Annotated in this window: 18 protein-coding genes and 14 pseudogenes; 8 read left to right on the forward strand and 24 right to left on the reverse strand. The window is 74.4% G+C overall.

Going from position 1 to position 25,362, the window contains the following annotated elements; translation table 11 throughout:
* Positions 1-88: 88 nt before the first annotated feature.
* From FF86_RS05060 to FF86_RS05080, 7 genes and pseudogenes are all read right to left on the reverse strand, one after another.
* Positions 89-1,051, reverse strand: coding sequence for an ABC transporter ATP-binding protein (locus tag FF86_RS05060; RefSeq protein ID WP_044883615.1), 963 nt, complete (start codon positions 1,049-1,051; stop codon positions 89-91).
* 48 nt (positions 1,052-1,099) lie between these two features.
* Positions 1,100-1,285: DUF6308 family protein (locus FF86_RS40690; protein ID WP_242418203.1), on the reverse strand; the 186-nt coding region annotated here is incomplete at its 5' end.
* A gap of 1 nt (position 1,286) precedes the next feature.
* Positions 1,287-1,468: pseudogene (locus tag FF86_RS40695) on the reverse strand (DUF6308 family protein); the annotation flags it as partial.
* Position 1,469: 1 nt separating this feature from the next.
* Positions 1,470-1,744: pseudogene (locus tag FF86_RS40700) on the reverse strand (DUF6308 family protein); the annotation flags it as partial.
* Positions 1,745-2,055: 311 nt separating this feature from the next.
* Positions 2,056-3,189 carry a hypothetical protein gene (locus tag FF86_RS05070; RefSeq protein ID WP_242418204.1) on the reverse strand — a complete coding sequence of 378 codons (1,134 nt, stop codon included), beginning with the start codon at positions 3,187-3,189 and terminating at the stop codon, positions 2,056-2,058.
* Positions 3,186-4,142: an RluA family pseudouridine synthase gene (locus FF86_RS05075; RefSeq protein ID WP_242418205.1), complete on the reverse strand. Its 957-nt coding sequence runs from the start codon at positions 4,140-4,142 to the stop codon at positions 3,186-3,188. The genes FF86_RS05070 and FF86_RS05075 overlap by 4 nt, the downstream gene beginning before the upstream one ends.
* A 17-nt stretch (positions 4,143-4,159) precedes the next feature.
* The gene (locus tag FF86_RS05080; RefSeq protein ID WP_242418206.1) at positions 4,160-4,792 is read right to left on the reverse strand and encodes a signal peptidase II; all 633 of its coding nucleotides are present in this window, start codon (positions 4,790-4,792) and stop codon (positions 4,160-4,162) included.
* Positions 4,793-5,299: 507 nt separating this feature from the next.
* Between FF86_RS05080 and ileS the strand changes: the two genes are divergently transcribed.
* The 3 genes and pseudogenes from ileS to FF86_RS40715 all read left to right on the forward strand — a co-directional run.
* Positions 5,300-7,123 (forward strand): isoleucine--tRNA ligase (gene ileS / locus FF86_RS40705; RefSeq protein ID WP_242418207.1); only part of this gene is annotated, 1,824 nt, incomplete at its 3' end.
* An 11-nt stretch (positions 7,124-7,134) separates the two neighbouring features.
* Positions 7,135-7,618: pseudogene (locus FF86_RS40710) on the forward strand (class I tRNA ligase family protein); the annotation flags it as partial.
* Position 7,619: 1 nt separating this feature from the next.
* Positions 7,620-8,470: pseudogene (locus FF86_RS40715) on the forward strand (DUF5915 domain-containing protein); the annotation flags it as partial.
* An 84-nt stretch (positions 8,471-8,554) separates the two neighbouring features.
* Here the strand turns inward: FF86_RS40715 and FF86_RS34610 are convergent.
* From FF86_RS34610 to ftsZ, 7 genes and pseudogenes are all read right to left on the reverse strand, one after another.
* Positions 8,555-8,692, reverse strand: a complete 138-nt coding sequence (locus FF86_RS34610; protein ID WP_199865326.1) for a hypothetical protein — start codon at positions 8,690-8,692, stop codon at positions 8,555-8,557.
* Positions 8,693-8,951: 259 nt separating this feature from the next.
* Entirely contained in the window at positions 8,952-9,932 is a 981-nt protein-coding gene (locus tag FF86_RS05090) for a DivIVA domain-containing protein (RefSeq protein WP_044883612.1), read from the reverse strand.
* A 93-nt stretch (positions 9,933-10,025) separates the two neighbouring features.
* Positions 10,026-10,280 (reverse strand): YggT family protein, encoded by a 255-nt coding sequence (locus tag FF86_RS05095; RefSeq protein WP_044883611.1) that lies wholly within the window; start codon positions 10,278-10,280, stop codon positions 10,026-10,028.
* A gap of 89 nt (positions 10,281-10,369) precedes the next feature.
* Complete coding sequence (locus FF86_RS05100) at positions 10,370-10,915, reverse strand: cell division protein SepF (protein WP_044883610.1); 546 nt, start codon at positions 10,913-10,915, stop codon at positions 10,370-10,372.
* Positions 10,916-10,925: 10 nt separating this feature from the next.
* The gene (locus tag FF86_RS05105) at positions 10,926-11,807 is read right to left on the reverse strand and encodes a YggS family pyridoxal phosphate enzyme (RefSeq protein ID WP_044883683.1); all 882 of its coding nucleotides are present in this window, start codon (positions 11,805-11,807) and stop codon (positions 10,926-10,928) included.
* Complete coding sequence (pgeF, locus tag FF86_RS05110) at positions 11,804-12,487, reverse strand: peptidoglycan editing factor PgeF (RefSeq protein WP_044883609.1); 684 nt, start codon at positions 12,485-12,487, stop codon at positions 11,804-11,806. Before pgeF ends, FF86_RS05105 begins: the two co-directional genes overlap by 4 nt.
* A gap of 102 nt (positions 12,488-12,589) precedes the next feature.
* Positions 12,590-14,023: pseudogene (ftsZ, locus tag FF86_RS05115) on the reverse strand (cell division protein FtsZ); the annotation flags it as partial.
* A 548-nt stretch (positions 14,024-14,571) separates the two neighbouring features.
* On the opposite strand from ftsZ, the pseudogene murC reads away from it, so the two are divergent.
* From murC to FF86_RS40730, 5 pseudogenes are all read left to right on the forward strand, one after another.
* Positions 14,572-15,461 (forward strand): annotated as a pseudogene (gene murC, locus FF86_RS65255) (UDP-N-acetylmuramate--L-alanine ligase); the annotation flags it as partial.
* Positions 15,462-15,833: 372 nt separating this feature from the next.
* Positions 15,834-16,069, forward strand: a pseudogene (locus FF86_RS65260) (glutamate ligase domain-containing protein); the annotation flags it as partial.
* Position 16,070: 1 nt separating this feature from the next.
* Positions 16,071-16,295 (forward strand): annotated as a pseudogene (locus tag FF86_RS65265) (UDP-N-acetylmuramate--L-alanine ligase); the annotation flags it as partial.
* Positions 16,296-16,438: 143 nt separating this feature from the next.
* A pseudogene (locus tag FF86_RS05125) lies at positions 16,439-16,927 on the forward strand (nitroreductase/quinone reductase family protein); the annotation flags it as partial.
* A gap of 1 nt (position 16,928) precedes the next feature.
* Positions 16,929-16,999, forward strand: a pseudogene (locus tag FF86_RS40730) (nitroreductase family deazaflavin-dependent oxidoreductase); the annotation flags it as partial.
* Positions 17,000-17,077: 78 nt separating this feature from the next.
* On the opposite strand, the gene murG reads toward FF86_RS40730, so the two are convergent.
* The 10 genes and pseudogenes from murG to FF86_RS05155 form a co-directional block, all read right to left on the reverse strand.
* Positions 17,078-18,208 carry an undecaprenyldiphospho-muramoylpentapeptide beta-N-acetylglucosaminyltransferase gene (gene murG, locus FF86_RS05130; protein WP_044883605.1) on the reverse strand — a complete coding sequence of 377 codons (1,131 nt, stop codon included), beginning with the start codon at positions 18,206-18,208 and terminating at the stop codon, positions 17,078-17,080.
* Between the two features lie 3 nt (positions 18,209-18,211).
* The coding region (gene ftsW, locus FF86_RS05135; RefSeq protein WP_242418208.1) for a putative lipid II flippase FtsW at positions 18,212-19,382 on the reverse strand (1,171 nt) is incomplete at its 5' end.
* Position 19,383: 1 nt separating this feature from the next.
* Positions 19,384-19,771, reverse strand: a pseudogene (locus tag FF86_RS40735) (putative lipid II flippase FtsW); the annotation flags it as partial.
* Positions 19,772-19,773: 2 nt separating this feature from the next.
* On the reverse strand, positions 19,774-20,393 hold a 620-nt coding region (locus tag FF86_RS40740), incomplete at its 5' end, for a glutamate ligase domain-containing protein (RefSeq protein WP_396229776.1).
* A gap of 1 nt (position 20,394) precedes the next feature.
* A pseudogene (gene murD / locus FF86_RS40745) lies at positions 20,395-21,183 on the reverse strand (UDP-N-acetylmuramoyl-L-alanine--D-glutamate ligase); the annotation flags it as partial.
* A 4-nt stretch (positions 21,184-21,187) separates the two neighbouring features.
* A partial coding sequence (gene mraY, locus FF86_RS05145; RefSeq protein WP_242418209.1) for a phospho-N-acetylmuramoyl-pentapeptide-transferase occupies positions 21,188-22,138 on the reverse strand: 951 nt, incomplete at its 5' end.
* Between the two features lies 1 nt (position 22,139).
* Positions 22,140-22,255, reverse strand: a pseudogene (locus tag FF86_RS40750) (phospho-N-acetylmuramoyl-pentapeptide-transferase); the annotation flags it as partial.
* A 49-nt stretch (positions 22,256-22,304) separates the two neighbouring features.
* The coding region (locus FF86_RS40755; RefSeq protein ID WP_242418210.1) for a glutamate ligase domain-containing protein at positions 22,305-23,043 on the reverse strand (739 nt) is incomplete at its 5' end.
* Between the two features lies 1 nt (position 23,044).
* A pseudogene (locus FF86_RS40760) lies at positions 23,045-23,708 on the reverse strand (Mur ligase family protein); the annotation flags it as partial.
* Complete coding sequence (locus FF86_RS05155; RefSeq protein WP_370657159.1) at positions 23,705-25,294, reverse strand: UDP-N-acetylmuramoyl-L-alanyl-D-glutamate--2,6-diaminopimelate ligase; 1,590 nt, start codon at positions 25,292-25,294, stop codon at positions 23,705-23,707. The gene FF86_RS05155 and the pseudogene FF86_RS40760, both read right to left, overlap by 4 nt.
* Positions 25,295-25,362 lie beyond the last annotated feature (68 nt).

A 25,362-nucleotide genomic window follows, 5' to 3' on the forward strand; every position in this document is an offset into this window, starting at 1 on the left:
TGCCGCGAGAATCGCCGGCGCGTCGCGCGCGTCCGGGACGATGGTCATCGGGGCCACGCCTGCTGGCCCGGACGACGCACGTGCACAGTCATGTCCGCTCCAGGTCTCGGGACGCCCCGCCGAGGGTGAGGTAGACGTCCTCCAGGGATGGGGTGGCGAGGCTGAAATCGTCCAGCGCGGCGAGGGCCGCGCCGGTGGTCAGCCGGCCGAGGGCCTCGCGGGCGGTCGCCGGGTCCAGGCGGACCGTCCAGCGCCGGCCGTTGGTCGTCGCGAGGCCGGCCAGCATGGCGACGGTGGGGTCGTCGGCGGGGGGTTCGTGGCGCCAGGCGAGGTCGAGCCGGACGTCGCCGGACACCGACGCCTTGAGCTGGCCGGGTGTGTCGCAGGCGATCACCCGCCCGGACTCCAGAACGGCGACCCGGTCGAGCACCGACTCCGCCTCCAGCACGTTGTGCGTGATCAGCACGACGGTGGTGCCGGCCGCGTCACGGCGGCGCTGTAACGCCCCCCACACCGCGCGCCGGGCGACCGGGTCGAGCCCGGTGGTCGGCTCGTCGAGGACGAGGACCGGCCGATCGCCGACCAGCGCCGTGGCCACGCAGGCCAGCCGCCGCTGCCCGCCGGACAGCCGGGCCAGCGGCCGGTCCGCCACCGCGGTGAGGCCGAGCTCGTCGAGGATGGCGTCGCGGACCTCCCGCACGGCCGCGCGGGGAACGCCGCGCATCCGCGCGGTGGTGGCCACCGCGGTGGCGACGGGCAGCTCCGCCAGCGCAAGATCGTCCTGACCGAGATAGCCGGCCAGCCGGGCGGGCAGGTCCGGGGCTGCGCGGACATCGCGGCCGAACATCGTGATCGTGCCGGCGTCGGGGCGCAGCAGCCCCATCAGTTGGCGGACCAGCGTGGTCTTCCCGGCGCCGTTCGGGCCGAGCACCCCGAACACCTCGCCCTGCCGGACGTCGAGATCGATCCGGTCGTTGGCGAGGACGGAGTGCCCGCCCACCCCGTGTCGTCGGGTGAGCCCGCGGACGGCGTAGCTCAGCACGTCACCCATTCTCGCAGCCGGCTGCGGGCGATGGCCCCGGGCCGTCGTCGGGACGAGTCACACTGCGCTGCTCATCCACACCACGACGTCAAGCATGCGCAGCGGGGTGACCGGCGGGCCGCTCGACGGCACCAGTGCGGCGAGCCGGCGGAACTCCTCGGCGTTCTCCCGAAGGTCGTACTGCATGGCCCGGACGAGCAACCCCATGTACTGCCGCCAGCTTCGACCGTCGCGCGGGGACGGNGGGACGCAGTCCTCGTGCTGGTAGAAGATCCGAACCTTGGAGTCGAACAGGGGGACGAGCGCGGGCCGCTTGCGGTGCAGCACCTTGGCGATCAGCGAGCCCTTGACGTCCCGATCGGAGACGTCGGGGTCGTCGAGCGGGTCGTAGAGAGCGGCGACCAGGTCGAGGGTCACCTCGTCGGCNTCGATCAGCTCGATGCCGGGCGGCAGCTTGTCCAGCGCCCGTTGCAACAGCGGCGTGAGCGCGGTCAGGGTGTGCATCCGGTCGACGTCGACGTGCACGCCGAGCAGGCTGGGCGCCAGCAGGTCGCCCGTGCACAGCAGATCCGGGTCGTCGTTGGTGACCAGTCCGTCGTAGTAGGGGTAGGCGTAACGCAGCCCGCGCTTGCGGGGACCCAGGTACTCCTCCACCAGGCTCTCCGCGTCGAAAACCTCCCGGGTGCCTTTCGCCAACTTCACCCNTGGGCTCCTTATCGTCCTGTAGTCGTCGCTGTCNTCGTCATCGTCACTGCAGTCGTCATCGTCACTGTCGTTGCCATCGTCGCCGTGGTTGCCATCGTCGCCGTGTCGTCCGGGGTGCTTGCCCGCGACACCGCGACCGGCGTCGTCCGAGCCCGGCAACCCGCGCTGACGAGGGCGTTGTGCCTCATCCTCCCTTGTGGCCGCCGCGACCGGTACGGGGGTCGACGCCGGCGGCGGCCGGCAGGCCCGCGCCTCGTCCACCGGATGGCAGTGACCCGGCCAGATGATGAGGGACGGCGCGCCCCAGGTCAGCGGCGATCCGGCGACAATGGGAGGAATCTCACGCTGGGCGGCCCGGCGCCGGGTGGCGCGGGATCGACGACCCGGACCCGGGGATCGGCCGCGAGCTGCGACAATCGCCCGGCCGGCGCCCGGACCACGGCGGCGAACAGGCACGCGCACCCGGCCCGTAGCTGCGCCTCGGCCTGGCGGTCCCGCTCCTCCGCGCCGGCCTCGCCGGCTCCCGCCTCGGCCGCGGCCCGCGTCTGCGCCTGCGTCGCCGCCGAGGCGAAGGCGGCGTGGACGTCGGCGACCGGGTCGCGCACGGTGGCCTGCTCGACCTCCCCGCCGGTCCCGGCAGTGAAGAACACCTGCACGGCCCGGTACGCGCCGAGAACCCCGAGCATCTCGTCGGGGGTGACCGGGGCGGCGAGGCTCGCGACGGCGTAGAGGTCCGCGGCGGGGGCTGCGGCGGTCAGGGACGCGAGGTTCTGCCGGCTCGCCCCGAGGTACTCGGCGACCGAGTCGTGCGCACCTGGGCCGATCGTGACCGTCGGCGTCAGGGGCTGCGCCGCCGGCGGGGAGCCGGTCGGCGCGTCGGCGGGCGCCGTCGCGTTGGACGGCCGATCCCGGTCGACGCTCTGCAGCATCGCCGCCGCCGCGCTCACCACGATCAGCACGACGAGCCCGAGAACGAGCACCCGCGCCCCCCGGTCCACCACGCCACCGGGCGCGACGCCGACCACGTCGAGCAGGGCCGGCGAGCCCTCGGCCCCGGCGTCGGCCGGCCCGTCCCGGCCCACCCGCCCGCGCCGGGCCCGTTCGGCCAGCCGGCGGGCCCGGCAGGCCTCGCGATCGGCGGTGCCGGCGAGGCGGGACCGGGCGGTGTCGAGGATGCGGAACACGGGCGGCAGCGCGGCGTCGTCGAGCCGGTCGAGCGGGTTCACCGCGGGCCGGGCCGTCACCGGCCGTGCCTCGACGGTCGCGTGGAGGACCGCCGTGGTCAGCCCGCCTGAGGCCGGCCCTCCTGAGGCCGGCATGGCGACAGGCTCGGCCTCGGCGGGCACGAGCGGCGGAACCTCGGGGGTCGGCGGAACCTCGGGGGTCGGCAGTACGTCGGGGGTCGGCAGGGACGGCTTGCCGATCGCCACCGGTTCGGTCATGCCTGCTCCCGCAGCCGTTCCACCGCCTCCGCCAGGTCGGCCGGGTCCGGGCTGGTGAACTCGACGGGGCCGCCGTGACCGGGATGGTCGAACGACAGGCGGGCCGCGTGCAGCCATTGCCGGGTCAGGCCGAGACGCTCGGCGAGGGTGGGATCGGCGCCGTAGGCGAGGTCGCCGACGCAGGGATGGCGCAGGGCCGACATGTGCACCCGGATCTGGTGGGTCCGGCCGGTCTCCAGGCGTATCGACAGCAGCGAGGCCGAGCGGAACGCCTCCACCAGGTCGTAGTGGGTCACGCTGGGTTTGCCGTCCGCGACGACGGCGAACAGGCCCGGCCGGCGCGGATGGCGGTCGGTCGGTGCGTCGACGGTGCCGCTGAGCGGGTCGGGATGGCCCTGCACGACGGCGCGGTAGCGCTTGTCCACCTGGCGCTCCCGGAAGGCCCGCTTCAACAGCGTGTAGGCACGCTCGCTCTTGGCGACGACCATGGCCCCGGAGGTGCCGACGTCGAGGCGGTGCACGACCCCCTGCCGCTCCGCGGCGCCCGAGGTGGAGATGCGGTAGCCGGCCGCGGCCAACGCCCCGATCACGGTCGGCCCGGTGAAACCGGGGGCCGGATGGGCGGCCACGCCGGGCGGCTTGTCGACCACCACGATGTCGTCGTCATCGTGCAGGATGCCGAGACCTGCCACCGGGGTGGGCTCCACGGTGACCGGGCGCGGTGGCGCGGGCAGCCGCACCTCCAGCCAGGCGCCGCCGCGGACCCGGTCGGATCGGCCGCGGACCCGACCGTCGAGGCTGGCCTGGCCGTCGTCGACGAGGGTGGCGGCCGCGGTCCGCGACAGCCCGAACATCCGCGCGATCGCGGCGTCCAGGCGGATGCCGTCGAGCCCGTCCGGGACCGGCAGCGAACGCAGGTCTCCTCCGGCACCCAGGTCTTCCCCGGCGCTCACGTCTCCCCCGGCGCGGGTCACTGGCCGCCCGGCCCGGTGCCGCCTCGGCCGGCGGCATCGGCGGGCGGGTCGGCCCGCAGCGCGCCGCCGTCCCCGACGACCGGGTCGGGATCGCCGTAGTGGGTGCCGTCCAGCCCGATGCCCCGCAGCGACAGCACGACGGCGAGGATGCCGCCGCAGACGATCGCCGAGTCGGCGGCGTTGAAGATCGGCCAGTGGTGCAGGTAGACGAAGTCGACAACGTGGCCGCGCAGCGGGCCGGGGGCACGGAAGATCCGGTCGGTCAGGTTGCCCAGCGCGCCGCCGAGCAGTGCGCCGAGCACGATCGCCCAGCCCACCGACCGCAGCCGGCGGGCGGTGAAGACCACCACCGAGATCACGGCCAGGGCGACGAGGCTGAGCACGACCGTCGCCCCGCCCGCGAGGCTGAACGCGGCCCCGGAGTTGCGGGTGAGCCGCAGGTCGAGGACGCCGGGAATGATGTTGACCGGACCACGGTCGGACAGCGTGGCCACCGCGATGTGCTTGGTCACGATGTCGAGCAGCAGGATCACCGCGGCCGCCGCCGTCAGCGTGGCCACCGGACGCCGGGCTGGGCCCCCGGCGCCGCCCGCGGCGGCCGACCCACGGTCGGCGGGATCTTCGGACACACTGCTCCCGATGGTCGTCTCCGCCCCCACCCGATCCACTCTACGGGCCAGCCCACACGGGGCGCCCCGATGGATCCCCACTGGGCACCGGCCGAGCGCCCGAGCGGTCGACTAGACTCCATCTGGTAGCGGCACGGCATCGACGGGGACGAGTAGCGGCGGGCGCAGCCCGAGCGAGCCGGGGTTGGTGGAAGCCCGGTGGCCAGCGCGTTGCGAAGATCACCCCCGAGCCGCCGGCAGAACGGGACCCCGCGGGCGCGAGCCGGCGGAGCCCCCAGTAGACCCGGCCGCCGCGAGCTTTGACGAGAGGCCGTCCCACGGCCCGCTCCGCCTCCGGCGGAGCGGTCGAGCGGGGCGCGCAAGGAGGGTGGTACCGCGGTACCCCCGGTCCCGGGCGGGACGCGGCGGCGGGCAGGCCCGCCGGCCGTCGCCACGCGCGGCCGGTGAGGCGTCGTCCCTCCGTTGGTCCGACGCCAGCCACGACCGAGGAAGACCGGGTCCGCCACGATGACCACCGCCCCGCGTACCCCCACCTTCGCCCCGCTGCCCGCGCAGGTGGACCTACCCGCCTTCGAACGCGAGACGCTCGCCCGCTGGCGCGACGCGAAGGTCTTCCACCGCTCGCTGGAGTCCACGGCGGACCGCCCGCTGTGGGTCTTCTACGAGGGGCCGCCGACCGCGAACGGCAAACCGGGCGCCCACCACGTCGAGGCGCGGGTCTTCAAGGACCTGTTCCCCCGCTACCGGACGATGAAGGGCTTCCACGTCCCCCGCCGCGCCGGCTGGGACTGCCACGGGCTGCCCGTCGAGCTCGCGGTGGAGAAGGAGCTCGGCTTCACCAGCAAGAACGACATCGAGGCCTACGGCATCGCCGAGTTCAACGCCCGCTGCCGCGAGTCGGTGCTGCGCCACGTCGCCGACTTCTCCGCGATGACGGAGCGGATGGGCTACTGGGTCGACCTCGACAGCGCCTACCGCACGATGGACACCAGCTACATCGAGAGCGTCTGGTGGTCGCTGAAACAGATCTTCGACAAGGGTCTGCTTGTCGAGGACTTCCGCGTCACCCCGTACTGCCCGCGCGACGAGACGCCGCTGAGCGACCACGAGGTCTCCCAGGGCTACGCCGACGTGGACGACCCCTCGGTCTACGTCCGTTTCCCCCTGGTCGCCGACGACCTCGGGCTCGCCGAGCGCGGCGCGGAGCTGCTGGTCTGGACGACGACGCCGTGGACACTGGTGTCGAACACCGCCGTCGCCGCCCACCCGGACGTCGACTACGCCCTGGTCCGCGCCGCCGGCGGGGAGCTGTTCGTCGTCGCCGAGCCGCTGGTCGCCGCCGCCGTCGGCGAGGACGCCGAGGTCGTCGAGCGCTTCCGCGGCACGGCGCTCGCCGGCGCCCGCTACGCCCGCCCGTTCGAGCTGCTGGCCGCCGAGCGGTTCGCCGCCGGCACCGGCACGCCGCACTCGGTCGTGCTCGCCGAGTACGTCACCACCACCGACGGCACCGGCCTGGTGCACCAGTCGCCGGCGTTCGGCGCGGAGGACCTCGCGGTCTGCCGGGCCGCCGGCCTGCCCGTGGTCAACCCGATCGGCACCGACGGCCGGTTCCTCGCCGACACCCCGCTGGTCGGCGGCGTGTTCTTCAAGGACGCCGACGCGGCGCTGACCGCCGACCTGCGCGAGCGGGGCCGGCTGTGGCGGGCCCAGACGTACACCCACAGCTACCCGCACTGCTGGCGCTGCCACACCCCGCTGATCTACTACCCGCTGCCGTCCTGGTACATCCGCACCACGGCGATCCGCGACCAGCTCCTGGCCCAGAACGCGGCGACGGACTGGCACCCGGAGCGGATCAAGAACGGCCGCTACGGCGAGTGGCTACGCGGCAACGTCGACTGGGCGCTGTCCCGCAACCGCTACTGGGGCACGCCGCTGCCGGTCTGGCGCTGCGACGACGACCCGGACCACCTGGTGTGCGTCGGTTCGATCGCGGAGCTGTCCGAGCTCGCCGGGCGCGATCTCGCCGCTCTCGACCCGCACCGGCCGTTCGTCGACGAGGTCACCATCGCCTGCCCGACCTGCGGCGCGACCGCGCACCGGGTGCCCGAGGTGATCGACGTCTGGTACGACAGCGGCGCGATGCCGTTCGCCCAGTGGGGCGCGCCGCACCAGGGCGCCGAGCAGTTCGCCCGCCAGTACCCGGCGCAGTACATCTGCGAGGCGATCGACCAGACCCGGGGCTGGTTCTACACCCTGATGGCGATCGGGACCCTGGTGTTCGACCGCTCCTCCTACGAGACGGTGCTGTGCCTCGGGCTGCTGCTCGACNCCGAGGGCCNCAAGATGAGCAAGCACGTGGGCAACGTCCTCGACCCGTTCGAGCTGTTCGAGCGGCACGGCGCGGACGCGGTCCGCTGGCTGATGCTCGCCGGCGGCTCCCCGTGGGCGGACCGCCGGGTCGGCCACGAGGCGATCGAGGACATCGTCCGCAAGGTCCTGCTGACCTACTGGAACACCGCCTCCTTCTTCGCGCTGTACGCGGGCGCGGCCGACTGGCGTCCCGGTGAGGGCCCGGCCGCGGCGGCGCCGGCCGAGCGGCACGTGCTGGACCGCTGGGCGCTGTCCGAGCTCGCGGCCACGGTGGACGAGGTGGACGAGGCGCTCGCCGGCTTCGACTCACTGCGCGCCGGGCGGCGGATCGCCCGGTTCATCGACGACCTGTCCAACTGGTACGTCCGCCGCTCCCGCCGACGGTTCTGGGCCGGCGACCCGGATGCCCTGGACACCCTGTACACCTGCCTGGACGCGCTGACCCGGGTGATGNCCCCGTTCACGCCGTTCCTGACCGACTGGCTGTGGGTCCGGCTGTTCGCCGACGCGTCGGCGAAAGCGCCCGACTCGGTGCACCTGGCCGCCTGGCCCGAGCTGCCGGCCGGCCTGCACTCCCCGCGGCTGTCCACGCAGATGGACCTCGTGCGGCGCATCGTCGAACTCGGCCGCGCCGCGCGGGCCGGCAGCGGGGTGCGCACCCGCCAGCCGCTGCCGCGAGCCGTCGTCGGCGCCGCCGCCTTCGGCGAGCTGTCCGCCGAGCTGCGCGCCCAGATCGCCGAGGAGCTCAACGTCACCGTCGTCGAGGCGGCGACCTCGGACGTCGTGGACATCACCGTGAAGCCGAACTTCCGCGCCCTGGGCCGGCGTTTCGGCAAGAACACCAAGGCGGTCGCGGCCGCCATCGCCGCCGCCGGAACGCCGGTGGACGGCCGGCTGACCGTCACCGTCGACGGCGAACCCGTCGAGCTGTCGGGCGACGAACTGATCATCACGGAGACGCCGCGGCAGGGCTGGGCCGTCACCGCCGAGTCCGGCCTGTCGGTCGCGCTCGACCTGGAGATCACCCCGGAGCTGGCCCGGGCCGGGCTCGCCCGCGACGTGGTGCGGGTGCTGCAGGACGCGCGCAAGGCCGCCGGCCTGGAGATCACCGACCGGGTGGATGTGCGCTGGTCGGCGACCCGCGAGGACACCGCGCTCGCCCTGCGCGCCCACCGCGCCACCGTGGCCGAGGAGGTGCTCGCGGTCTCCTTCACCGAGGTCACGGGTGGTGAGGCGGGTCTGCGATCGGCGGCGGAGCTGGGACTGGTGTTCAGCCTGGCGCGCCACGCTCCCGCGGCCGTTTAGGCACGCGGCCGGTCAGGCACGCGGCCGGTCGAACATGGGCGGGTGGCCGGCGTCGATCCCCGGCGCCGGCGGGCGCCGCGGCGCTCAGGAAGGCGTTCGGCGCAGCGCGCCGAGCGGAAGCAGCGCCGCGGCGATGAGTGTCAGGATCAGGGAGGCGTAGACGAAGCCGCTGCCGGCGACGATGCCGGCGATCGCCAGAACCGCACAGAGTGCGAGCAGCACACCACAGAGCGTTAGCATGGCGCGTCCCGACGAGGCGGGGATACCGGCGGCAGGCCAGGGCACCGGGCGTCACCGCGGCCGAAGGCCGGGTCGCTCTCGGCGCTGGCGGGGCGGGCCGGCGGGTCTGGCGGCACCGCGGCGGCCACGGCGGTGCTCGCCGACACCGGACTGACAGGCCAGGCCGCACGCGGCGTGGTCACGGACGACGCGGCCATGGCAGAGACGATCTCGACGGGGCGCGGTGCCGCGACGCGACGGATCAGAACTCCTGCATGCCGGGCGCGTCGCGCCGGCTGGGGTCCAGATCCGGGCGGCCGCCGTGGCCGTTGTCCCGGGCGATGGCACCGGCGGGCATGGGCGGACCGGGCGGGAACGTCGGCTGGTGGCCGGGGCTCTGCTGGCCGCCGTTCGGGCCCATTCCCACCGCCGGGGGCGGCGTCGGACCACCGGGGTTCAGGCCGGGACGAGGGGTGTTGCCCGCGCCGACTGCCGGCGGCTGGGTCGGCATGCCGTCCAGGTCCCGCAACTGCATCTCCAGGTAGGCGCGCAGCCGGGTGCGGTACTCGCGCTCGAATGCCCGCAACTGCTCGACCTGGCCCTCCAGGCGGCGCTTGTCGTCCTCCAGGCCGCCGAGCTGCTCGGCGACGTGGGCGCGGGCCTCGCCGATGATGCGGTCGGCGTCGGAGCGGGCCTCGCGGCGAGCCCGCTCGGACTCGGCGCGCGCCTCGCGCAGCGCCTCGTCGGCGGTGCGCTGGGCCAGCACGAGCGTGCGGGCAACCCGCTGCTCGATCTCGGCCTCCGAGGCCTGGCCGGAACCGGTGCGAGCCGGCACGCCGCCGCCGCCCGAGCCGACGGCGGGGATCACCGTGGTCGGTGCGCCACCCTGCGGGGCGCCAGGCGGGGGCACCTGCTGCTGTTGCTGCTGTGCGCGTTCCCGGGCGGCCTGAGCAGCCTGCGCGGCCTGCGCCTGGACCTGGGCGAGCTGGCGGCGGGTCTCCTCGACCTGGCGACGCAGCCCCTGGTTCTCCTCGAGGATCTGCGCGGGGACCCCAGGGCCGCCGCCACCGGAGCGGCGGGCCTCGTCGAGCTGCCGGCGCAGATCGCTGTTCTCGTCGAGCAGCCGGGTCAGCTCCGCCTCGACCTCGTCGAGGAAGGTGTCGACCTCATCCTCGTTGTAGCCGGTGCGGAACCTCGTCGGACTGAAGACCTTGTTCTGTACGTCCTGTGGTGTCAGAGCCACGTCNCCTCCTCGTGCGGCATCGCCGCTCCCCGAAGAGAGGGCGGTCTGCGGGCAGTCTGCCGCGCCCGCGTTCGCGGTGTGCACACAACCCCGTCACAGCCTCTGGGCATAGCTCCGCAGCACCAAGATCACCAAGAAGAGCACCAGATACCCGAGGTCAAGCGATACGCTACCCACCCTCAATGGGGGCAGGACACGCCGGATGAACCGCAACGGGGGGTCAGTCACCGTGTACACGGATTCGAAGATCAACAACAGTGGGCCGGTCGGACGGAACGATCGACCGAGGACGAGAACGAGGTCGGTGATCCACCGCGCTATCAGGAACAGGAAGTAGACCAGCAGCACCCATGAGATCAAGTCGCCTAGTGTGCTGATGGTGCTCTCTCCTGGGAACCTTGGGGACCTGGGGACGCGTCAGTGGTCCGCGTTCCCCGTCATGACTGGTTGTAGAACCCACCCTCACGGATGCGTCGCTTGTCCGTCTCGGTGACCTCGACGTTGTGCGGCGAGAGCAGGAAGACCTTGTTGGTCACCTTCTCGATGTCGCCACGCAGCCCGAAGATCAGCCCGGCGGCGAAGTCGACCAGCCGCTTGGCGTCGACATCGTCCATGTCGGTGAGGTTCATGATAACGGGGGTACCGTCCCTGAACTCCTCGCCGATCTGCCGCGCCTCATTGTAGCTACGTGGCTGAAGCGTCGTGATCCGGTAGGGGTGTGCCTCCTCGACGGGCATCACCCGCCGCATCGGCACAGGTCCGGCAGGGCGCAGTGGTTCGACCGGTGGACGTCGCGGCATGGCGACCGGCTCCTCCCGTGCGTCGATCCGACGGACCGTGCGATCCATCGGGACCGGTTCGTGCATGGCACGCCGATCGTCATGACCGACCGCACGACCGTCGTCGTAGTCGTCGTCGTCGAGATAGTCCTCGTCCTCCTCGGCCAGACCGAGGTAGACCATCGCCCTGCGCCCGAGCCCCATGGGCGCGACTCTAAGGGACACCAGGCCGTTCACCGAACAAAGCGGTCCCGATCCGAAGGTGTGTCGCGCCCTCGGCCACCGCGGCCTCAAGATCGCCCGACATGCCGGCGCTGATGACGGTGGCCTGAGGGTGGTCCACGACCAGCCGTTCGGCAACGGCCCGCAGCCGCTCAAATGCGGGACGTGCTGGTTCGCCACGAGGAGCAACCGCCATGACGCCACGCAGTGTCAGCCCGGGCGCCCCGTCGACGAGATCAGCCAGCGCCGGGAGCTCCGCCGGATCGGCGCCGCCCCGGCCCGAATCGGCGACCACGGACCCCACCCGCCTCCCGAAATCACTCCGCAAGTCCAACGATACCTGCAGACAGATCGACAGCGGGCGGCCTCGCTCAACCGCGAGCCGGGACAGGACGCCGACCAGGCCCGATCGGTCCACCGACTGAACCCAGTCCGCCCAACGCAGGACGGATCGGGCCTTGTTGCGCTGGAGTTGGCCGACGAAGTGCCAGGTGAGATCCGATCCTCCCGGCGTCCCGCCCGACGCCACGCCCGCCCCGCCGGGCCCGCCTCCGCCGCCGACCGTCGGATCGCCACGCGACTGTTCGAGCTGACGCGTGACCATAGTCACCTTCGGGCCAGCCTCCTGCTCGCGGTTCTCGGCGAACTGGCGCGCCCCGAGTGTGCGCAGCATCACGACATCCTCGGCCGGATAGGTCTTACTCACCGCGATGAGGGTTAACCCGGCCGGATCGCGGCCGGCCGCGCGGGCCGCGGCGGCGATCCGCTCCTCGATCACGGCCAGCCGGCGGGCCAGCTCCGCCCGGCGCACCGGGTCGACGCCCGCCGCCGCGGCCGGATCGGCCCCGGTGAACGGATCCGGACGCCCGATCACGCGGCCGGCCCGAGCCACGCCACCCCGGCGAACCGACCGGTACGGCCGTCCCGGCGGTAGGAGTAGAGCTCCGGGTCCTCCGCGGTGCAGCGGGCGGCGACGGCGATGTCGGTCACACCCGCCGCGACGAGCTGATGGTGGATGCCGGCCCGCAGGTCGATCGCGGCGGTCCCCCGCCGCGTCGCCGCCGCGCTGCCCGGCACCCGCCGCTCGACCTCCCGGCGCAGCTCCGCCGGCACCTCGTAGCAGCCCGCGCAGACACACGGGCCGACGGTGACCATGAGCCGATCCGCCGGGACACCGAGCCGGTCGAACGCCGCCAGCGTCGCGTCGATCACACCGTCGGCCATGCCGACCCGCCCGGCGTGCGCGACCCCCACCGCCGTCGGGGACTCGAACAGCACCGGCGCGCAGTCGGCAACCATCACCGCCAGCGCGAGGCCCGGCACATCGGTCACGAGGGCGTCCGCCTCTGGTGGCGGAGCCGGCTCGCGCGCGACGACGACCCGCGTGCCGTGCACCTGGCGCATGTACTGCACCGGCATCCGCAGCCGCTCGGCCAGCCGGCGTCGGTTGGCGGCGACGGCATCCTCGGCGTCGCCGACATGATCACCGAGATTGAGCCCGCCGAACGGCGGCGCACTGACCCCGCCCGCGCGGGAGGTGACGAGAACCGGCATGGCCGGAAGTCTGCCCGGCGCGGGTTATTTGAGGAAGTCCGGCACGTCCAGCTCGTCGTCGTCGACCACCGGCCGGACGGGGCGGCGCGGCGGCGGGTAGGNCGGCCGCGGCCCCGTCGCCCGCGGCGGATCGACCCGGTGCGGCTGGGCGTAGCCGGGGTCGGCCGCCGGCTCCACGGATTCCCGCGCGGGCGGAGCGATGCGCGACTCCACCGTCGGGATCACGGTCGACTCGCCGGGAGAGACGCGCTCGTGGGCGGCCGGCGCCCCCGGCAGCGGCTCGGGGTGGTAGTGCCCGACGTTGGACTGGCCGATCGGCGACGGCGGCGTCTGCAGGTAGCTCGGCGTCGGCGGGGCCGGCTGGACGGGCGCGGGGGTGGGCGGCGGCGGAGGGGGCGGCGGGGGCGGCGGCGCGGCCTGGGCCACGCGAGCCGAGGCACTCGGGATCGTCGGCAGCGGCGGCAGGATCGTCGTGGCCGGCGAGGCGGCCGGAGCCGGAGGCGCGCTCCCGGTGCCGCCACCGGCGGTCCCACCCTGGCCGGGGGACCGCCGCGGCTGCTGCGCATGGGACGGCCTGATCCGCCGGTCCTGCACCGTGTCGAACCCGGCGGCGATGACTGTCACCCGCACCTCGTCGCCGAGGGCGTCGTCGATCACCGCACCGAAGATGATGTTCGCCTCGGGATGGGCCGCGTCCGCGACGAGCTCCGCGGCCGCGTTGATCTCGAACAGACCGAGGTCCGAGCCGCCGGAGATGTTGAGCAGGACGCCCTGGGCGCCGTCCATGCTCGCCTCCAGCAGCGGGGAGGCGATGGCCTGTTCGGCGGCCACCGTGGCCCGGTCGTCGCCGCGGGCCCGACCGATGCCCATCAACGCGCTGCCGGCGTGCGACATGACCGTCTTCACGTCGGCGAAGTCGAGGTTGATCAGACCGGGGGTGGTGATCAGGTCGGTGATGCCCTGGACACCGGAGAGCAGGACCTGGTCGGCGCTGCGGAAGGCGTCCAGGACGCTGATGTCGCGGTCGGTCATCGCCAGCAGGCGGTCATTCGGGATGACGATGAGCGTGTCGACCTCGTTGCGCAAGGTGTCGATGCCCGTGTCCGCCTGGGTCGCGCGGCGCCTGCCCTCGAAGGTGAACGGCCGGGTCACGACACCGATGGTGAGCGCGCCGAGCGAACGGGCCACGTTCGCCACGACGGGGGCGCCACCCGTACCGGTGCCACCGCCCTCACCGGCGGTGACGAAGACCATGTCGGCCCCCTTGAGGACCTCCTCGATCTCCTCGCGGTGGTCCTCGGCGGCCTGCCGGCCCACCTCGGGATCGGCCCCGGCGCCGAGGCCCCGGGTCAGCTCGCGGCCGACGTCGAGCTTCACGTCGGCGTCGCTCATGAGCAAGGCCTGGGCATCGGTGTTGATGGCGATGAACTCGACGCCCTTGAGACCGACTTCGATCATCCGGTTGACGGCGTTGACGCCACCACCACCGATCCCGACGACCTTGATGACCGCGAGATAGTTCTGTGGGGCAGCCATGCGGTGTCGGTCCTCCAGCGGCGTCGGTGGTCGGACGGGGGGTTACCCCGCCCCTGCGGCGCCGCGGGATGGCGGATTCACGCGGCGAGCGGGGGAAACAGTCACAGTCTCAACCTTCACCGTCAGCTAGACGGTTACAGTTATGTCAACTTCCGACTGTGAATCGGACAGTNGGCACGGCTACGTCGGTGGTCAAGGAAGCTGTCGGCGCGTCACACCCCTTCCTGGCACGTCCGCTTCGTCACAGCCTTCCCCACGCATCGCCTTCGGCAATGCGCGGGGCCCCCTGGCCTACTGTGGCAGCCTCCTTCCGTCAGATCACCTCCGGCGATCTTCCTGGAACGACAGCGCCGCCTTCGGCAATGCGCGGGAACCCCTGACCTACTATGGCAGCCAACTTCCGTCAGATCACCTCCGGCGATCTTCCAGGCACGCCAGCGCTCCCCTCGGCGATTCGCGGGGGGGCCTGGACGGTTCGGGGGGCGCGATCAAGGGGGAGCGTGGTGGGGCGGGGGCGTGATGGTGTACTGCCTGCGTGACCCGTCAGNGCACCCAGCACGTCCATTTCCTCGGCATCGGCGGCGCCGGCCTGTCGCCGCTGGCCCAGATCCACCTCGCCGGCGGCGGGGGGGTCAGCGGCAGCGACGCCGAGGACTCCCCCCGCGTGGCGACCCTGCGTGCCCGCGGAGTGCCCGTCCGCGTCGGACCCGCGCCGACAGCGGAGGCGATCGCCGCCGAACTCGCCGGGGTGGATGTCGTGGTCGCCTCCAGCGCCCTCGCCGACGATCACCCGGAGATCGTCACCGCCCGGTCGCTGGGCCTGCCGGTCCGCCGCCGGTCCGAGTGGCTACCGGAGCTGACCGCGGGTTACCGGCTGGTCGCCGTGGCGGGCTCGCACGGCAAGTCGACCACCTCGGCGATGTTGACCCTGGTGCTGCGCGCGGCCGGGCTCGATCCCACCGCCGTCATCGGCGCGGAGGTCTCCCAGCTCGGCGGCAACGCCCTCGCCGGCTCCGGCGACGTGTTCGTGCTGGAATCCGACGAGTACGGCGGCGCGTTCGCCGGCCTCGAACCCGCCATCGCCGTGATCACCAACGTCGAATGGGAGCACCCGGACATCTTCCCGGACGAGGCGTCGGTCCGGGCCGCCTTCACCGCGTTCGCCCGGCGAGTGCGCCCCGACGGCCGGCTGGTGGTCTGCGGGGACGATCCGGGGGTGGCCGCCGTGCTCGCCGAGCTGCGCCGGCAGGCGCCGTCCGCGTCCGCGCCCGTGCTCGACTACGGCTTCGGCCCCGATCGTCGGTGGCGCGCCGTGGACGTCGCCACCGCGGTCGGGGACGACACGGCCCGCGCCGTCATCCTGCACGCCGGCCAGGAGATCGGCACCCTGACGCTGGCGGTCCCCGGCCGGCACTCGCTCCTCAACGCACTGGCGGTCCTCGCGGTCGCCACCGAGCTGGGTGTCGCGCCGGCGCAGACCCTCGCGACGCTCGCGACCTACACCGGCGCGGCCCGCCGCTTCGAGTTCGTCGGCTTCTGGCGCGCCGGCACGCCCGATCCCGTCACCATCCCGGCCGCCCCGAGGCCACCCGACACGACGCCAACGGCGGCCGCCGGCACAGCAGCCGGGGCCACACCGCCCGACTCCGCCCTCCCCCGGGCCGTACCCTCGGCCGCGGGCGCGCCGGCGGCGGCGACCGCGCTGGCCCCCGCGCCCGGCCTCGGCCGGTCGGCTGCCACACCGGCCCAGACCGGCACGCCCGCTGCGCGATCGCAGCTCCGGCCGGCGGCCGCCGTCGCCGACCCGGTGGGCGGTCGGAGCCTGGAGATCATCGATGACTACGCGCACCATCCGACCGAGATCCGGCTGACGCTCGCCGCGGCCCGCTCCCGGGCCCGCGGCCGGGCGGTGTGGGCGGTGCTCCAGCCGCACACCTACAGCCGGTTCGCCGCGCTGCTCGACGGCTTCGCCACCGCCTTCGCCGACGCCGATCGGGTCTACGTCACCGACATCTACGCCGCCCGGGAGACCGATGACCTCGGCCGNCACCCGACGGATCTGGTCGAGCGGCTGGCCGGGCCCGCGGCGGTCGGCTACGTGCCCTGGCCGGAGCTGGTCGACCGGCTCGCCGCGGACGTCCGTGACGCGCTCGACGGCCCCGTCCCCGCCGCCCCGGCCGGCGGCATCCTGCTGCTCACCCTGGGCGCCGGGACGATCACCACGGTCGGCCCGCGGCTGCTGGCGGCACTGGACGAGCCGCCGGCGGGCTGACGCCGACGCGGCGGCACCCGGCCTGATCCTCCCGGCCGTGACGCTGCGTCGATGGTTGACTGCCGCAACACGCCCACCGCCGGCACGGCCGGCGGCGACCGGTGAGGATCAGGTAGATGTCCGACACTCAGGACCCGCGCAGNCCCGGCTTCGACATCCGGGCGGTCAACCAGACCGTGATCGCCGAATACCGGGCCACCGGCGGAGCACTGGAGAAGACGCTGCCCGGGTCCCGACTCGTGCTGCTGACGACGACCGGCCGGCACAGTGGGCGGGAACACACCACGCCGCTCGGCTACGTCACCGACGGCGCCCCCGGCACCGCGGCGGGCGAGAACCCGGCTGGCGACGAGAACCGGGCTGGCGACGCGGGCGACGAGGACCGGGCTGGCCGAGCGGCCCAGGTGGACGGTGCGGACCAGGCCGGCGGGCGCGGGCAGGCCGGCGGGCGCGGCCGCATCATCGTGTTCGCGTCCAACATGGCGGCCTCCCGGCATCCGGATTGGTATCGGAACCTCACAGCCAACCCCAAGGTCACCGTGGAGCTCGGCACCGCCCGGTTCGCCGCGGAGGCGTCCACCGCCACCGGGGCCGAGCGGGAGCGGCTCTACCAGGCACTGGTGGAGACGATGNCGGGCATCCGCGGCCACCAGGAGCAGGTCGAACGCGAGATCCCCGTCGTCGTCCTGGCCGCCCTGCGCTGACGGATCCCCACCGCCGACGGCGGCCCTCCGCGGGAGTCGCCCCGGGGTGGTGTTCCGCGCAGCCGCGTCACGCCTCCGTCAGGAGGCGGCGTGGCGGGGCCGGGACCGGCGCCGGGTCGCCGCCGCGTCGCGGACCATGGCGACGATCGCCGCGGCGGCCTGCGGGTAACCGCTGCCCGCGCACGCCGCCGACATCTTCGCCAGCCGCTCCGCCGAGGTGAGCACCGGCAGCACGTTCGCCAGCAGCCAGTCCGCGTCGAGTTCGGCGTCGTCGACGAGCAGGCCGCCGCCGGCCTCCACCGTCGGCAGGGCGTTGCGGCGCTGCTCGCCGTTGCCGTGCGGGAGCGGCACGTAGGCCGCCGGCAGGCCCACCGCGGCGAGTTCGGCGCAGGTCATCGCACCGGAGCGGCACAGCGTCATGTCGGCGGCGGCGTACGCGGACATGATGTCGTCCAGGTAGGGCCGCAGCTCGTAGGGAGCCGGCAGGCCGTGGGGCAGCGCCGCCGCGACCTCCTCGAAGTTCTTCGGTCCGGCCGCGTGCAGCACCTGGACGCCCGCGGTGGTCAGCGGGTGCGCCGCCGCGGTCATGACCTGGTTGAGGCTGCGGGCCCCCTGGGAGCCGCCGAAGACGAGCAGGGTCGGGCGGTGCGGGTCAAGCCCGTAGCGGGCCCGCGCGGCGCGGGCGGCGGCCGGCGAGCGGTCGAGGGTGAGGATCTCCGCGCGCAGCGGGATCCCGGTGAGGGTCGCGCCGCGCAGCGGGGTGCTCGGGTACGAGGTGGCGACGAACGGGGTGAACCGGGCACCGAGCCGGTTGGCCATCCCGGGCAGCGGGTTCGCCTCGTGGACCACGATCGGGATGCCGCGGCGCCGGGCGGCGAGGTAGGCCGGCACCGACACGTATCCGCCGAAGCCGATGACGACGTCCGCCCGGACCCGGTCCAGCGTCGCGCCTGCCTGGCGCACCGCGTCGACCAGGCGGACGGGCAGCTTCAGCAGCGCCGGCGTGGGCCGGCGCGGCATCGGTACCTTCGGCACCGTCGCCAGCTCGTAGCCCCGGGCCGGCACCAGGCGCGCCTCCAGGCCGGTGGCCGTGCCCAGCAGGGTCAGCCGCGCCCGCGGCTCGGCGGCGCGCAGGGCGTCCGCCACGGCGAGCGCGGGTTCGACATGGCCGGCTGTCCCGCCGCCGGCGAGCACTACGCTTCGCAACATCGCTCAAGACGATGACACATCGGGCCGGCCCACGGACAGCCCGGTACCGGTCGCTCGCCCACCGGTGCCGGGTGCTATGTCGGGACCGTCGACGGGCACGAGCTCCAGGTCGGGTCGGCGGGCGCGGCGGGCGCGGCGGCCGGGCAGCCGCGGCCGCCGGCGCACACCGGCGCGCTCGGCCCGGGCCGCGCGGCGCTCCTCGGCCCGTCGGGCCAGGTACTTCGCCGCCGCCGGCTCCGAGCGGGCGAAGGACAGCAGCATCCCCAGGGCGGCGAGGGTGGGCAGCAGCGCGGACCCGCCGAAGGACACCAGCGGCAGGGTGACGCCGGTGATCGGCAGCAGGCCGACGACCGCCCCCATGTTCACCACCGCCTGGACGATGATCCAGGCGGTGACGCCGGCGGCGGCCAGCCGGACGAACAGGTCGTCGGAGCGGTGGGCGATGCGCAGGCCCGCGTAGCCGAGCACGCCGAACAGCCCGACCACCACGAGGCTGCCGACCAGCCCCAGCTCCTCGCCGATGATCGCGAGGATGAAGTCGGTGTGCACCGCGGGCAGCAGCTCCGGCCACTTCGCCCGGGAGGCGCCGAGCCCGTCCCCCCACCAGCCGCCCGTGGACAGCGCGTAGATGCCCTGGACGGCCTGGAAGCCGTCACCGTTGGCGTCGGCGAAGGGGTCGGTGAACGACAGCAGCCGCCGGATCCGGTAGGGCTCGACGACGGCGAGCACCGTCGCCGCGATGATCATCGAACCCATCACGGCGCCGTAGAAGCGCTTCGGGGTGCCGATCACCCACAGGATGGTCAGCGGGACGACCGTCACGCAGATCGCGCCGCCGAGATCCGGTTCGAGCAGCATCAGCAGGTCGATGAACAGGAACACCGGCACGAGCGGGACGAACAGGTGCTTCGGGTCGGACAGCCGCCGCCGCTTGCGCACCAGCAGGTCCGAGCACCACAGCACCAGCGCGATCTTCGCCAGCTCGCTGGGCTGGATGGTGATCGGGCCGACAACGATCCACTGCCGGGCACCCCCGCGCACGCTGCCGATGCCGGGGACGAGCACGGCCATGAGCAGCAGCACCGTGCCGGCCAGCAACGGGTAGGCCAGGGCGCGGAAGGCCCGCACCGGCAACCGGCTGGCCGCGACGACGATCGGCAGGCCGATGCCCACCNAGATCGCCTGCCGGATGAACAGCGTGTACGCCGAGCCGAACAGGGCGTAGGAGCGCACACTCGACGCCGAGAGCACCATGACCAGCCCGAGCAACAGCAGCAGGCCGGCCGAGGACAGCAGCAGGTAGTAGGAGGCCAACGGCCGGTCGAGCAGCGGCACCCGCAGTTCGGCGGTTTCTCTGTCCACCGGGCCGTCGTCATCGCCGGCCGGCGCCTCGCCGCGGGCGCGGCCCGGGCCGCGGGCCGACGCCCTGCCCGAGCCCCGCCCCTGCCCCCCGTCACGGCCGTCTCGAGCGTCTCGAGCGTCTCGGCCGGACCGGACGGATCGGCCGGCGATCGGCCGCACCGACAGCCCGGTAGAGGGCGACACCGGCCTTGAACCAGCCACGGCTACCCCTCTCGTGCGCGCACCGCCTCGGCGAACAGGTCTCCGCGGGCCGCATAGTCGCGGAACATGTCCATCGAGGCCGCGGCCGGCGCGAGCAGCACCGTGTCACCGGCGCGCGCGAGCGCCGCCGCGGCCTTCACCGCATCGTCCATGCCGGCGGCCCGTTCGACGGGGACATCGGGGGCGTGTCGGGCGAGCGCGACGGCTATCTCGTCGGCGCAGCGGCCGATGAGCACCGCGCCGCGCAGCACGCCGCGGGCGTCGCGGACGAGCTCGTCGAACTCGAGGCCCTTGTTCAGGCCGCCGGCGATCCACACGACCGACGGGTAGCCGGCCAGCGAGGCGGCGGCGGCGTGCGGATTGGTCGCCTTGCTGTCGTCCACCCAGCGGACGCCGTCGATCACGGCGACCTCGGCGTTGCGGTGGGCACCGGCGCGGAACTCGGCGAGCGCGGCGCCGATCGCCGCGGGGTCGACGCCCTCGGCGCGGGCGAGCGCCGCCGCGGCCAGCGCGTTGGAGATCAGGTGGGGGCCGGCGATGCGCAGGTCGCGCACGGCGACGAGCCGGCCGCCGCCGAAGGCGCGGTCGACGAGGTGACCGGCCTCGACGGTCAGCCCCGGGGNGGGGCGGGCCGCAGGGTCCCGGCCGAACAGCACGCGGCGCCCCGGCGCCTGCGCGAGCAGCCGGGTACTCGCCGCGTCGTCGGCGTTGCCGATCGCGATCGTCGCGGGATGGCGCCAGATCCGCGCCTTGGCCTCGGCGTAGGCGTCCGCGCCGCCGTGCCAGTCGAGGTGGTCCGGCGCGACGTTGAGCACGGCCGCGGCCAGCGGGGCCGCGGTGTGGGTGTAATGGAGCTGGAAGCTGGACAGCTCGACGGCGAGCGTGTCGTAGGGCGGCTCGGCGGCGACGGCCTCCACGATCGGCGTGCCGATGTTGCCGGCGGTGGTCGCGCGCCGACCCCCCGCGGCGAGCATCGCCCCGAGCATCTCGGTGGTCGTGGTCTTGCCGTTCGTGCCCGTCACGGCGAGCCAGCGGGTGGCGCCGCGCCAGCGCCAGGCGAGCTCGACCTCCCCCCACACCGGCACCCCCGCCGCCGCCGATCCGATGATCAGCGGCGCGGTCGGCGGGACGCCGGGCGACGTCACGACGAGCCCCGCCCCACCGGGATCCGCCGGCAGGCCGCCGAGCTCCACCGTCGCCCCGAGCGCCCGCAGGTCGGCGGCGGCCGCTCGGTGCCGCTCGGTGTCGCCGGCGTCGACGACCCGCACCCGGGCGCCGCGGCCGAGCAGCGCCCGGGCCGCGGCGAGCCCCGACACCCCCACCCCGACGACCAGCACGGGCAGCCCCGTCCAGGTGCGCGGCTCCGCTGCGGTCACGGGGTCAACCGCCTCCGTGGGGCCAACCGCCGTCATGGGGCTAGCCACCTCCGTGGGAGAGGAACTCGGCGTAGAACAGGCCGAGCCCGAAGGCCACCGCGAGGCCGGAGACGATCCAGAACCGGATGATCACCGTTGTCTCGGGCCATTCGGCGAGTTCGAAGTGATGGTGGATCGGCGCCATGTTGAACACGCGTTTCTTCGTCGCCTTGAAGAACGCCACCTGGATCATCACCGACAGGGTCTCGATGACGAACAGGCCGCCGAGGACGACGAGCAGCAGCTCGGTCCGGCTGACGATGGCGATGCTGGCGAACGCGCCACCGAGCGCGAGCGAGCCGGTGTCCCCCATGAAGATCTTCGCCGGGCTGGCGTTCCACCACAGGAAGCCGAAGCAGGCCCCCATCGCCGCCGCCGCGACCAGCGCCACGTCCAACGGGTCGCGCACCGCGTAGCAGCCGGCCGGCGAGTCCCCCGGCTCGCACAGGTTGCCGAACTGCCAGAACGAGATGACCACGTAGGCGCCGAAGACCATCGCCGACGTGCCGGCGGCGAGGCCGTCGAGGCCGTCGGTGAGGTTCACCGCGTTCGACGTCGCGGCGATGATGATCCACGCCAGCAGCGGGAAGGCGATGATGCCGACTGACAGGGACGTGTCGCGCACGATCGAGATGTACGTCGACCCCGGCAGCAGCCCGGCATGGTTCTTGAACCGGACCGCGAGCAGGCCGAACGCGATCGCGACCGCGGCCTGGCCGGCGAACTTCATCCGGGCGGTGAGCCCGAGGCTGCGCTGCTTGCGGATTTTGATGTAGTCGTCGAGGAAGCCCACGACGCCGAGTCCGGTCATCACCAGCAGGACGAGCAGACCGGAGGCGGTGAAGCCGATCCCGGTGACCAGGTGGGCGAGGAAGTAGCCGACCAGCGTCGCCACGATGATCACGGTGCCGCCCATGGTGGGCGTGCCGCGCTTGGTCAGGTGGCTCGACGGNCCGTCCTCGCGGATCTCCTGCCCGTACCCCTGCCGGCGGAAGAACCGGATCACCCAGGGCGTACCGAGCAACGACACGACCAACGCGACCATGGCCGCGATAAGAACGCCTCTCACGCGTGTGTCACCCGCGCGTGTCCGCCCCGGTGCACNCAGCGGTCCGTTCTCATGCCCCCTCGATCCCGGCGCCGACCACGCCGAACCTCGTCACCACGTCCTCGGCGACGCGCTCCAGTCCGTAGGACCGGCTGGCCTTGACCAGCACGACGTCGTCCGGCCGGGCGAGCGCGACCACCATCGCCACCGCCTCGTCGGCGTCCGCCACCCACCGCGACTCGCCGTCCCAGGAACCCTCCAGCGACGCCGCCAGGTGGATGCGCCGGGCCGCCGGCCCCACCGCGATCACCTGGTCGATCCCGAGCCGGACGGCGAGCCGGCCGAGCGCGTCGTGCGCGTCGTCGGCGGCGTCGCCGAGCTCTCCCATGCCCCCGAGCACCGCGATCGCCCGGCCCACCCCGCGCATGTCGACCAGGGTCGCCAGGGCGGCGCGCATCGACTCGGGGTTGGCGTTGTAGGCGTCGTTGACGACGACGACCCCGGCGGCGGTCCGGGTGACCTCCATCCGCCAGCGGCTGCGCGCCCGCGCCGCGCCGAGCGCCGCCGCGGTCCGCGTGGGGCTCAGGCCGAGGCGCAGGGCGACGGCCGCCGCGGCGAGGGCGTTGGGCACCTGGTGCGTGCCGACGAGGCCGAGGGTGACCCGGTGGCGCTCGCCGCCGGCGAGCAGGTCGAACGAGGCGTGCCCCAGCGGGTCGACGCGGACGTCGGCGCCGCGCACGTCCGCCGCGGCGTCCTCGCCGAAGGTGATGACCTCGCCACGCGCCCGCGGCGCCATCGCCGCCACCAGCNGGTCGTCGGCGTTGAGGACGACGGCGTCGCGGGCGGCCTCGGCGAGCTCACCCTTGGCCGCGGCGATGCCGAGCCGGCCGTCGGCGTACTCGCCGACGTGCGCGCTGCCGACGTTGAGCACCGCCCCGACGGACGGGCGGGCCACCGCGCACAGGGTGGCGATGTGCCCGAGGCCGCGCGCGCCCATCTCCAGCACGACGAACGCGGTGTCCGGTTCGGTGCGCAGCAGGGTCAGCGGCAGGCCGATCTCGTTGTTGAACGACCCGGGCGCGGCCACGGTCGGGCCGAGCTCGGCGAGCAGGTCCGCGAGCAGATCCTTGGTCGTGGTCTTGCCCGCCGAGCCGGTGACGGCGACGATGGTGGCGCGGGCGATGTCGCGCACGTGCGCCGCGAGGGCGGCGAGGGCGGCGGACGGGTCGGCCACGACGACCGCCGGCACGCCGAGCGGCCGGGCGGCGAGCACCGCCGGCGCCCCCGCGGCCACCGCCGCGGCGGCGAAGTCGTGCCCGTCGGAGCGGGCGCCGACCAGGGCGACGAACAGCGTGCCGGGGCCGACCTGGCGGGAGTCCACGGCAACGGCGCCGACCACGGCGGCCGGGTCGGGGACCGCGTCGAGGCGTCCGCCGGTCGCCGCGGCGACCTCGGCGAGGGTCAGCGGGATCATCCGCGCGCCGCCGCGTCCAGCGCCGCCCGCAGCACCGCCCGGTCGTCGAACGGGGTCACCAGCCCGGCCTGCTCCTGCCCGGACTCGTGCCCCTTGCCGGCGACGACGACGGCGTCCTGCGGGCCGGCGGCGGCGACGGCCGCGGCGATCGCGGCGGCCCGGTCCGGCTCGACCAGCACCCGGCCCGCCGCGCGCGCGGTGGCCGGCACCCCGGCGAGCATCGCGGCGATGATGTCCGCCGGGTCCTCCGAGCGCGGGTTGTCGTTGGTGAGGATCGCGAGGTCGGCGAGCGTGGCGGCGGCGGCGCCCATGAGCGGGCGCTTGCCGCGGTCACGATCCCCGCCGCAGCCGAGCACGATGATGATCCTGCCCTTCACCAGGGGACGGACGGTCGCCAGCAGCGTCGTGACCGCGTCCGGGGTGTGCGCGAAGTCGACCAGGGCCAGGAACGGCTGGCCGGCATCGACCCGCTCCATCCGTCCCGGCACGCCGGGCAGCGAACCGATCCCGGCGGCCGCGACGGCCGGATCCACCCCGACCGCCACGAGCAGCGCCAGCGCGCCCAGCGCGTTGGCGATGTTGAACAGCCCGGGCAGCGGGACGGACAGCTCCACCCGCTCGCCGCCCGGCCCGGCGGCCAGCAGTTCGCTGCCGGTGGGGCCGGCGGTGATGTCGCGGGCCGTCCAGTCGGCGGGGCCGTCGACGGCGAAGGTGACCGCGTCCGGGCGGCGGGCCGCCAGCCGCCGGCCCCACTCGTCGCCCACGCCGATCACCGCGGCCGCCGCCCGGCCGGGCGTGAACAGCGACGCCTTCGCCTCGAAGTAGTCCGCCATCGTGGGGTGGAAGTCGAGATGGTCCTGGCTGAGATTGGTGAACAGCGCCCCGGCGAAGTGCAGCGCGTCCGCCCGGTGCTGGGCCAGCGCGTGGCTGGAGACCTCCATGGTGGCGGCGTCCACGCCCCGTTCGACCATGGTCGCCAGCAGCGCCTGCAGGTCGCTGGCCTCCGGGGTGGTGTGGACGCTGGCCAGGCGGTCCCCGGCGATGCGGGTCTCCACCGTGCCGACCAGCCCGGTGGTGTGGCCCGCCGCGCGCAGCCCGGCGTCGAGGAGGAACGCGGTCGTCGTCTTGCCGTTGGTCCCGGTGACGCCGAGCAGGCGCAGCGCCGCCGACGGGTCGCCGTGGACGCGGGCCGCCACCGGGGCGAGGTCGCGGCGCGGGTCCGCGCTGACGAGCACCGGCAGCGCGGCCGCCGGCCCGCCCGCGGCGGCGATCCGCCGCGCGCCCTCGGCGTCGGTGAGCACCGCCACCGCGCCGCGGGCGATCGCGGCGGCGGCGAAGTCGGCCCCGTGCACGTGCGCGCCCGGCAGCGCCGCGTAGAGGTCGCCGGGCGCCACCCGGCGGGAGTCGTGGGTGACGCCGCGCACCACCGCGTCCAGGCCGGGTCCGGCGGGCGCCGCGGCGTCCGGACCAGGGCCGACGGGCGGCGGGGCCGGCGGGAGTGGGAGTTCCGCGGCCGTGAGCACCGCGCGCAGATCAGCCAGGCCGCACGCCGTCGGGGCGGCCGGTCGGGGTGCCGGTGGGGTCACGCTGACGACCTTAGTGGGAGCAAGCTCGGCCATCGGCAGGGGCGCCCGGGCTTGGCGGTGGTCCACCG

Source organism: Frankia sp. CpI1-P (genome assembly GCF_001421075.1).
In the GTDB taxonomy this organism is placed as follows: domain Bacteria; phylum Actinomycetota; class Actinomycetes; order Frankiales; family Frankiaceae; genus Frankia; species Frankia torreyi.